A 10070-nucleotide genomic window follows, 5' to 3' on the forward strand; every position below is an offset into this window, starting at 1 on the left:
CCGCTACTCTGAAAAGCTAACAAAGCAGGACCAGGAGCCAGCTTTGGACAGTCAAAGGTCCACCTTCGTCGCAGCCCTGCATAAACGCCAACGTTTCGGTCTTCTGGTCCAAACTGATGGAGGAAGGGGACCACTATAGTGAGATCGATGGGCATGGTTTTCCCGCTACATTGTTGTGCATCTATATTATGAATGGAGCAAAGCACTAGTCATGATCGTGCGGACTAATTTATCTAGCGCTGCTCGCGGAACCGGTGCACGTTGAGCAAATACCGGAACGGCTCACTAATCGGAAGATGATTATCAGATTAAACCGCAGTACATCAAGGCTGGACCTGATTGCGATCGACTGTCAAGAAGTCAAAGGAAACTATTTGCCAAAGCTCTCAACTGGACAAAATCCAAGGCATCAACAGGGACCCCCAACGATCCCGCCCCTGCTGGTCGGTAGCAACATTGAAAGGAAGATAGCTTAACGCGCAGCTGGCACTGCCCGCCATCATCACTGTGGTGGTCTGACAGTTGGCCGGCTACTCCATGGTGATCTCCCTGGCAAACCTCCAGAGCATCCCGGAGGACCGGTTCGCMCTGCGTCATGAAAACACGTTTGAATGAGACATACCATCTCACTGCAACCACAATCCCAGCTAAACCTTAGCTCCGGCGATAGCGGTTGGCGCCCGGCCGAAATACTCCTCGGGAATTGGTCAATTTGTGGACTGCTTCGACGTTGAGGAGTAAGTTCAGCACCAACCTATTAGGAACGACGCGGGCGGGGAAGCTGATCCCGAGGGCGGGACTGCCAGCGTTCGAGCATGCAGGGGAGAGATGGCGACATGTTCCTGAGCACGGGAAACTTCGAATCAGGCCTAGGTGCGTGGCAGCCGCTCAATCTGTCTCAGGCGGTGACCACTTCTTTAATCACAAGTCCAGGGGAGGCTAAGCAGGGCGACAAGTTTATGCGATTCAAGACTTCTCAACGGGCGGGATCCGTCGCCCACGACGTAGGTTTACCCGCGTATGTTCAACGGGTTGTTCTTGCAGGGGGCAACCTGTTTCCGACTTATGCGGCTATTGCAAATTCCTTGCAGTTTTCGGTATGGCTCAAATCCGCCCCAGGGCAAGGCAACATCGACGGTGTCGTCGCGATTTGGGACCTCACCGCTAATATTTCAACTTCCACTAGATTCAGTGTCGGACCAGCGTGGACTCAAGTTTTCGCTGGTCTTGACAGGACGACGCTTTCTGCCCGGGCCGAGATCTACCTCGACACCATCGATCAATGGATAGACGTCGACGCTGCTGTATTAGTTTGAATCCCGTCGGCCGGACGCAGGGATGGCACGGCGAAGTTGTAGATGGGGCCGGGGTCAGCCGCTTGCGGCTGGGAACTAAATGACCGTTTGATCGGCGGCTGTATCGGGTTCGGCCCAAGCTGTAGCGGACGCTGGTCGTTCTTCGTCCCACTGATCATGCCCCGACGGTCCGTTATGGAAGTCTCGGCGTAGGAGGTCATCGACCTGTTCTTCCAACTGGTCTCATCGCGCTACGAGCATGCCTCGCTGATTCTGACCTCGAACCTGCCCTTCGCTCGCTGGGGCGACATATTTGGCGATCAGGTCGTCGCCTCGGCCATGATCGACCGCATCGTCCACCACGCCGACGTCATCACTCTCAAGGGCTCCAGCTACCGTCTCAAACACACCCAGGTCGACTCTACCGCCTCGCGACAGCATGATTTGGCCTCCAAAGCGATCCCTAATGCAGCTTGAGCGGTGCGCTCCAAGAAGCCCCGTACACTTTCCAAGGCATCTGCTTTGAGGGGATTCCCGTGGTTGATTGCATTCCTCCCTCGACGTTGGCGTGTGCGGATCATTTCCACGTCGCACTGGTGAGCAACGGTACGGAACAGGGAACCCTTCAGCAGAGCAGTGGCGGCAGCAGGAATCACTGAAACGTACGACCGACTAACCGGTCGCAAGTAAGGGATCACGGCGTGAATGGGAGCGGCTCGTGCAGAGCCAGGCGGCTATGTGCGGCTTCCGAAGCTTGGTGATTGGAGCCGCATACGAAACGAGTGGACATATCAGCAGCCCCAAACCCGGTAAGCTTGGCCCGAACCATCCAGCAGCGTTCGAGAAACAGCACACTGTCTCCCCCGTGCGTCTGAGGCACACCCCAACTGGACGTCAGGCAGGTAGTCGAAGGGCCGACAGGATAGGGCCAAAATCTACTTTTCTGACAATGGCTCGAGAGACTCCTAGATCCCAACCTGACACCACTGGCTCCGCCTCGGTGCATCCCCGCACGTAGAAGAGGTTGGAACGGGGCAGGCCGACCAGCTGTGAGGGATGGCCGATGACCAGGCTCTTTAGCGGGCGGGGCCGCTTTTGGTCCTCTCCGCACCTTGTGATGCACCCATGCGCGTCATCCTGGCCTTGGCCACACCTCTGCCCTTGGTGACCGCTGCGCTGGGGTGCGTGCCCTCACTGCGCGCTGCTGCAAGCCGTCCACGAACCTGGGCTTCGGTTGCGTCGGTGTTTGCGAGTGTTTCTGCGAATTTTTGGTGGTGTTCGGCTGAGCCGTAGTCGGCGGCCGACGCGCTTTCGGTTTTCAGGCCGTGGCCTTTCATGCGGGCGCGGTCGTTGCTGGTGACGCGATCTTCGATCTCGCGGCCGACGCTTTCCATGCGGGCGAAGAGTTCCTTTTCGGCTCGTTCGTACCGCTGCTCCACGGGCGTCCTTTCGGACCCGGTGAAGCCTCCCTCTGCCAGGAGTTTGGCTTCGTGCATCTCCTTGGCCGCCTTCACGAATTCGGGGTCCGCGAAGTGGGAGTCACCGGCGCCGTTGACGTTCGCGGTGGTTTCTTTGCGGAGCTGGTCAATGTCGGGACCGTTGATGCCGTCCTTGCCGATGAGGAACATGCGTTCCTGCACGGTGGAGTCGGCGGCCGCTACTGCTGCAGGGGTCTTGGCCGCGTGTGCCGTCTGCAAGGCGTAGGCGAGCTCGGGGTTGGCCAGGTACTCAGCGGGTACTTGGTGGCGTTCCATTTCCGGGGCCAGTGTCGCGGCCTGGGCGCGGAGTTCTTCGGCCCGGGCCGCGGCGAGCAGTCCCATGGCTTTCTCGTGTTCCGCGGCTGCCTTGCGCGTCTCTTCCTGGTTGCGTTCGAGTGCGTCCTGCCGTGCCTTCTCCGTGGTGATGGTCTGGATCCCTGATTCCAGGTAGGCGGCGTCCGAGCCGATGTCGCGGGTGTCGATGCCGTAGCGGGCGAGGACTTGCCGCCGGATCTTTTCCGAGGCCGCCAGAGCGGTCGGGTCGTGGTCCTTCCAGCCTTCAGCGACGGCGTGTGCCGTGGCAATGTCGTGGGGCTGGGCTTTGTCCCACCACTGGTCCCTATTGACCGGTGCCAGCACCGCGTGCGCCGCACTGCGGTCTGCCGTGAGGCGTGCCTGTGCTTCGTGCGCTGCCTGGGCGTCTTGGTGTTCCTGCTGCCGTTGGGATTCCTGCCGGCGACGGGCCACGGTCTCGGCAATGCGTGAGGCAATCATCAGGGACTGCCGCATTCCGCCGTCCAGAACTTCATCCATTCCGTCTGATTCACTCATCGTGCTCCCCTTGCCGTTGGTGGTGGTCTCTATCGGTCCAGCACGGGGCCGGAATCACGGCCCGTGTGCTGGTGGGTTTTGGCCGGCGTTGGTGTGTTCGGCACCGCTGACCCTGGACGGATGGGCGCCATGCCGCGGAGTCCAAGTTCTACGGAGTTCGGGGCCGTTGCCTGTTCCGGTGCACCGACGGTGACCGGCCGGGGCATGGTGGCTGCGAACGGTTTCAGCTGGTCGGTGACGACGGCACGGAGCCGCTGCGCTTCTCTGGTTCGTCCGGACTGTTGGTGCATTTCGTGGATGGCGAAGGCAGTGTTCACCAGTTGCAGCATGAGCGCGGACTGGGCGGCCGTCTTGTTCTTGCTGGACGCGGCCATGAACAACATGGCGGTGCCGGAAATGGATGGCAGGGCGACGGGCTTGCTGTGCTGCCGTGGTGCGCGGAGCTGGGCGGTACGGGACAGTTCGGCGGCGGTGGCCGCCAGCGGGCCGGGGGTCGGTTCCAGCCGGTGGGACCATGCCGCGAAGGCGCCGGATACTTCCCTCGCTGCTTTCGCCCAGGTGGCGTGATCATCACGGGGCAGCGCGCGCAGCTGCTCGACCAGTGCGGTCGCGTTCCGGGTGTATTCCACCCACATTTCCGCCGATGGTGTTGCGTTCTCGGGGCCGGTCCTGGACACGGTGCGCCTGTTCCGGGCAGCTGCGTTCCATTCCGCTGCGGCTTCGGTCGCCAGGTGCGGTGAGTCCATCCACTCTTCACGCAAAGCACCGAGCTTCAGGTCGGAGGCGAGGGTGCCGCCCCCAAACCAGATAGGCCGCTCGCCCTGCTTGGGGCGTTCGGCTACCGAGTACCCGACAATGACGTCGGTAGTGTTCTTGGCGTAGCGCGGACGCACCAGCATGCCGGTGTCGCGGGCGCGACGGACGAACTCACCTTCGGTAGCCGACGCGCTGGCGCTGGCACGGACTTTCCGGGCCAAAGATGAGCGGTGCATTTCCCGCTCGTCCCGGACGGCGGTGGCTTTCTCGGCGCGGTCGTAGCCACGGGTGGAGTGCACGGTGGAGAGCTGTTCCAGTCCGAACTTGACCTCCAGCTCGCGGCAGGTCTGCTGCGCGCGTTTGTAGTCGCCGTGGGTGGAGACCTTGGTGCCGTCTTCGCGGACCAGGGAGACGGCTAAGTGGATGTGGTGGTTGCCATTCCCACTCGTGCCGTGGTTGACCGCAGCCCACCGGCACTGCGCCTTTCCGCTGGTTTCGGTGAACCCCATGGAGTCTACGAAGTCGTTCGCGATATCGCCCCACTGCTGATCCGTCAGTGCGCCCTCTTCAGCGCGCAGACTTAGCGAGCAGTGCCACACGCTGGCGTCCTTGTAGCCGACGTGGACGCGCTCCTTCTTGGCCGCGTCCCACTGCATGTCCTTGATCTGCACCGAGACGCCGAACATCTTGCGCGGCCGGTCCAGGTGCTTGGCAATCGCCAGGGCATCCTCACGGTCCAGAACGCCGTCGTCGTACCACGACATGATCGCTGCATCTCCGGCCACCAAGTGCGGATCGGTGTGGGCGTTCTTCGTCTTGTCTGCGTCAGTCGATGCCAGGTAAACCATGAGCCCGGCCATGCGCGAACCGCGGGTGATGTTCGGAATCATCCCTACATCAGCCCGTCAATGACGTCGTCGATTCGCATGGCCACGGAGCGTATGTGCTTCAGTGCTTCTCGCGCCTCGGAGGGGAACTCACTTGTGGCGTTTGCCTGCCGTGCGAGCTGATTGATGTTGTTGGAGGAACGGGCCAGCAGATTGTGCAGGGACATCAGCTCCGCAGCAATGGCACGGCGTTCCGTTGTCGTCTCCTGCGTCTCGGACAATGCCGCTGTGATCAGCAGGTTCGGAACGGTCACCTTCTCCCGCTCAGCCCTCGCGACCAGCGCGGCTTCCTCTTCAACAGTGACCCACAGGTCACGGCGCCTCTTGGTGCCGGCGGGAGTGTTCTCCCGGCGTCGGCGCGACAGATTAAAGCGGTGAGTTAATCCCTCATCCGACATTCAATCCATCCCTTCAAAGGCCCAGCGCAGCGACCCCGGAACCGGGGACCACACTGACCAGTGTGCCGCACCCGACCGCCAGTGTCGAGCGCGACAAGCCACTTACACCCGTGTAAGTGTATAGCTTGCTCCGCACGGTGGCCCGAGAGGGTTTTTTCGCCTTCCGCGGTCGGTCTCCGAAACCCCGCTTTCGGGTGTCAGTCGTGGCCGGTAGGGTTTGGGTATGGATATCAACGACATTGCCGCTAAAGCCGCCGCGAAGATCGACGCCGCAAGGGACACCAAAGTCAACGCCGTGAAGAGGGCAGCTGCCAGCGGTGTCGAGGTTCAGGAAGCCACTCAGTTGCTTGCCGCAGCAGAACAGAAATACGCCAAGGACTATCAGGCCGCTCTGCGCGCAGACTGGACCGACTCCGACTTGCGCGGCTTCGGTCTGGACGCGCCGACCAAGAAGGCCGGCGGGCGGCCGCGCGGCCGGAAGACCACGCAAGAAGCGGCTCTGCTGGCTGCCGGTTCGGAGTCGTAACCCCTCGTCCACATGGGCACGGCAAAAGCAACTTCCTACGGGCTTTTCCCGCACACATATGGACGACGGGACCCATCTGACCGCCTGCACACAACCACCACGTAACCATCCAGCGCGCGTCACCCTGGGTAAGCGGTGGCCATGCACAGCCTCATGCAAAGGTGGTCGGGGTCGGGTGGGACTGCCATGGTCCAAGACTCACGTTGCCGACGCACCACAGACGGGGCCGGCTTCTTTTCAGCACAGACAACACACACCCGTAGCGCGGGCCAAGACGTGAGAGCACAAGAACCTTCGTGCCGGGAACGTTCCAAAGGGTCAGGGGATTCACGTAGGTACTACCCGCGATCACCCAAAACCCACCACCCGGCCCACACCAGAAACAACACCCAGACATCGCATGCCTGTTAAGTGTCAGCAGCAGGGCCCGCGTTCTCCACGTCATGAACCGAGCAGGGAACTCACGCTGTTAGCATCAGGAAATGGTCAACTACGAAGCGGAGCTTAAGTCTCCGTCGGCGCTGCGACAGTTTCTTCTTCTACTGAACATCAAGCAGTTCGCGGACTACAACCGGCACCGTTCAGCGGACGTAACAGGGCTATACGAGGAAGCGGAGAAGTTCGGCCTCGACTGGCGCGCTTTTGACAGCGATCTAGAGATGCTCCTGGACAAGGGATGGATCTTCTACGAGAAGACCTCCGGAAAAACAAGGGATGTCACCATCACTCAGCAAGGCGTCGACGCCGCCGACGATTTCCGGTCCTTCATGACTGACCGGAAAAAACGCAACATAGCCGCTCGCGATGCGGTGCTCCAATGGCTCTACGACGAGCATCTGCAAGGGCGGTCATCGCCGAACATCGCCAGATTCACTATCAGTAAGTACGGCAAGTTCTATGGTGATGACTTCACCGAAAATGAGACAGACCAAGCGACCCGTATCCTCCGGGAACGGGAGCTCATCCGGGGTACAGCTGTCATGGGTGGTTCCGTCATTCGGCCCGACATCACAGCGTTAGGCATCCAGAAGATCGAGGACGAAGACATGCCGCCAGCGGTGGCAGCAAGCGAGAGGGCACCAGTGTTCCACATCAACAATTCGGGCAGCATGAACCTCACCACCGGGGGCAAGAACGTCTCGCAGTCAATCACACTGACGTCGAATCAAGTGGATGACGTTCGCAAGGTAGCCACGGCACTTAGGGACATGCTTCCTATCCTTGGTATCCCCGCCGAACGTCAGGCAGAAGTCGTAGAAGTTGCCACTGAACTCGAACAGGAAACGAACGATCCTGCACCAGCGCCTGGTCGAATGAAATCACTCCTTGGCCGGATGATGGAATTGCTCGCTCTCGGCACGGCTGAGGGCGCCGTAGAAGCCCTGAACGGTTTAGCGGAGAAAGCACTTGAAAACCTCTAAGGCTCGGCACCTTAGTTAAGACGGCTGGGCACCATTCAAGGACTTGAACTGGCCGCCGAGCTCTTGCGCTAGGCCCTTCAGGTCCTTACCGCTCGGAGACTCCTGAAGTGCCTCGGACATGTCCACGACCATCCAGTTTTTACCCTCCACGATGGCTAAAGGCTGGGTGCTGTCCGCATAAAGCTGCTGCTCAGCATTTCGTGCCTCTTCGGTCTTGAACCACTCGATCTGGACACGCTTTGAACAGACGACGTATTCGGCTGTGTAGCCAGCTAGCTCCGGATTGATGATTGGGTCCGTCTTGGGCGCTTCCTCGCAGCCAATGACATCGGCAACGGCTCGGCGGGCTTCCTCGATAGAGCCGAATTCCGCATCCTGCGGGGACGGCGAAGACTGGGCATTGGAGGACTGCTGCGCCTCCATGCCACAGGCTGTTAGGACGCAGATCAGCCCCAGCATTGTGGTAGTTGCGGCGTACTTGAACTTGCCTGTGATTATCACCGGACACCCCCCAAGGTCAGTGGACTCATTCTTGCACAACGCCCGTGCATGGTCCGCTGAATAGAGCTGCGGTGTAGGTGGTGCAGGCGTTCGGGTGCGGATCCTCTTAAAGGCGGAAGGGCCGGCGCCGKKGGGCGCCGGCCCTTCCTGGTGTTCCCTTGGGCAAAGGAAATATGTGGTTCAGCTTAGCTGAATAGGTTGTGGTGCTGCCGCGGGCCGGGTACCTCGTTGTTCCTGGCCCGCGGCTGATGGTCCACCAGTTGCATTGTCGCGGTTAATGGCGGTCCGTCGCTGGTGAGTGGCTGCTGCGGTTCGCCCTGGGCGGCGGACCGCCCGCGTTACGGGAGGTTCCCGACCCTTCACGGGATGAGTGACCGGGCGACTGTATTGGGGGATCCAGCCGCCCGGTTCACGGTCCGGTTACTCGGTGTCGGTGGTGTGCTTGTCGAGGATGATCTGCTCCACGGCGCTGGCGGCGTATCCCCAGGCGGTGAGCTGGTTCAGGTAGTGGAAGTGCCGCTTTTCGGCGGACCGCCATGAGTCTTTCTGGATGGTCTTTTCATACCCGGCGCAGATCAGGGCGATGAGGGAGAACTCGGGCCGGGCGGTGGTTTTGGCGGTGTGGTCCCGCAACGGGTTCCATCCCCACCGGTCGGTGTCCTCTCCGGTCTTGGCCCCGATCATCTCGGTGGCGACCTTGCCGTCGTAGCCGCTGGCGGTTTCGGGGTCGTGGGTGATGGCGTGGACGGTGAAGTACTGCCAGCCCTTCGGCGCGGTCTTGCGCGACAGGAGGGTCCTCACGAACTCTCGCCTGACCTTCGTGGCGCTCTCCATCTCGCGGTTATTCGCGATCAGGGTCTTCCGCTCGGCTTTCTGCTCCTCGGTCATCGGGCCTTTCGGGGCCTGGGTGCCGCCGTCGTAGCGTTCGTACTTCGGGGTGAAGCCCAGGTCCTTCCAGCCGGTGATGACGGGGTTGGCTTTGTGCTGGCCCCGGTAGTCGGTGCTGATCAGGTAGGCGTTGGCGTCCTCGTCGGTGGCCGGTTCCCCGTCTGCCCGCTTCGCGGCCGAGACGTACAGGTTCTCTTCGTTGGAGTAGTGCCCGGCATCCTCCACGACGGTCTTGCCCTGGGCTTCCAGTTCCTCGAGGAGTGTGGCGAGGGCGGCGGCGCTGTCGCGGCGGTCCCGGAGCAGCTGGGCGACGTGGAGGAGCTGATCGGGTTCGTCCGCGATCACGGACTCCAGTTCCTCGGTCGCGTCCTGGTTCCCTTCAAACTCGGCCATGATGAGCGCTTCATCGATGGTGTAGCCCTTGCCGAGGGCGGCGGATCCGGCGTCCGAGGACTTGGCCTTCAGTGCCCCTTCCACGGTGGTCTTGGTGCGCCCGGTCTTCTTGGCGATCGCGGCGGCTGACACGCCGATCAGGGACAGCTGGTGGTAGGCGTCGGCCTCGTCCGCTTCGGTCAGTTCGGCGCGCTGGATGTTCTCCACGACCTGCGTCACGATCCGCTCGGCTTCCTCGGGGGACTCGATGATCATCACCGGGATGCTGGTGCGCCCAGCTTCGACGGCGGCGCGGGTGCGGCGCTGTCCCATCAGGACATGCACGGTCCCGTCGTCTTTACGGTGGGCGATGACGGGTTCCATCACGCCGTGTTCCTTGATGCTGGCAATGAAATCCGGTGTCAGGGCGGCGTCTTTGCGGACGTTGATGTCCACGGTCAGGGTGGCCGGGTCGAGCATTTCGAGGGTGGGTGTGGTGTTCATGGTGTTGCTCCTTTTTGCCCAAGGATTCGGTGGGTGGGGCGGCTCAGATGACCGGCCAGCGTCCCCTCTCCCCCGTTGTTTTTTGGTTGCTGGCAAGCTTGCTTGCTCGGCGGCCGACGAAGGCCTGTCTACCCGCAGGGCAAGGTGGGGGAAATTCCCGGAGGAAATCAGCGACGCAGGAGCGCCGGAGGGACATTTCCTCCACCGCAGGCC

General features: G+C 61.3%; 8 protein-coding genes and 1 pseudogene. 4 read left to right on the forward strand and 5 right to left on the reverse strand.

Going from position 1 to position 10070, the window contains the following annotated elements:
- Positions 1-836: 836 nt before the first annotated feature.
- Entirely contained in the window at positions 837-1316 is a 480-nt protein-coding gene (locus AC1D1W_RS18340) for a hypothetical protein (protein WP_476944435.1), read from the forward strand.
- 192 nt (positions 1317-1508) lie between these two features.
- Positions 1509-1772 (forward strand): annotated as a pseudogene (locus AC1D1W_RS18345) (ATP-binding protein); the annotation flags it as partial.
- A 599-nt stretch (positions 1773-2371) separates the two neighbouring features.
- On the opposite strand, the gene AC1D1W_RS18350 reads toward AC1D1W_RS18345, so the two are convergent.
- The 3 genes from AC1D1W_RS18350 to mobC are packed head-to-tail and all read right to left on the reverse strand — an operon-like array spanning position 2372 to position 5645.
- Positions 2372-3604 (reverse strand): hypothetical protein, encoded by a 1233-nt coding sequence (locus AC1D1W_RS18350; protein WP_476944436.1) that lies wholly within the window; start codon positions 3602-3604, stop codon positions 2372-2374.
- A 29-nt stretch (positions 3605-3633) separates the two neighbouring features.
- Entirely contained in the window at positions 3634-5250 is a 1617-nt protein-coding gene (locus AC1D1W_RS18355) for a relaxase/mobilization nuclease domain-containing protein (protein WP_476944437.1), read from the reverse strand.
- Between the two features lie 2 nt (positions 5251-5252).
- Positions 5253-5645, reverse strand: a complete 393-nt coding sequence (gene mobC / locus AC1D1W_RS18360) for a plasmid mobilization relaxosome protein MobC (RefSeq protein ID WP_476944438.1) — start codon at positions 5643-5645, stop codon at positions 5253-5255.
- Positions 5646-5868: 223 nt separating this feature from the next.
- Between mobC and AC1D1W_RS18365 the strand changes: the two genes are divergently transcribed.
- Positions 5869-6171: a hypothetical protein gene (locus tag AC1D1W_RS18365; RefSeq protein ID WP_476944439.1), complete on the forward strand. Its 303-nt coding sequence runs from the start codon at positions 5869-5871 to the stop codon at positions 6169-6171.
- A gap of 482 nt (positions 6172-6653) precedes the next feature.
- Complete coding sequence (locus AC1D1W_RS18370; RefSeq protein ID WP_476944440.1) at positions 6654-7592, forward strand: hypothetical protein; 939 nt, start codon at positions 6654-6656, stop codon at positions 7590-7592.
- Positions 7593-7607: 15 nt separating this feature from the next.
- On the opposite strand, the gene AC1D1W_RS18375 is transcribed toward AC1D1W_RS18370, so the two are convergent.
- Positions 7608-8015, reverse strand: coding sequence for a hypothetical protein (locus tag AC1D1W_RS18375; protein ID WP_476944441.1), 408 nt, complete (start codon positions 8013-8015; stop codon positions 7608-7610).
- Between the two features lie 498 nt (positions 8016-8513).
- Positions 8514-9857, reverse strand: a complete 1344-nt coding sequence (locus AC1D1W_RS18380; protein ID WP_476944442.1) for a ParB/RepB/Spo0J family partition protein — start codon at positions 9855-9857, stop codon at positions 8514-8516.
- Between the last annotated feature and the right edge of the window lie 213 nt (positions 9858-10070).

Source organism: Arthrobacter sp. P1_B4 (genome assembly GCF_056406555.1).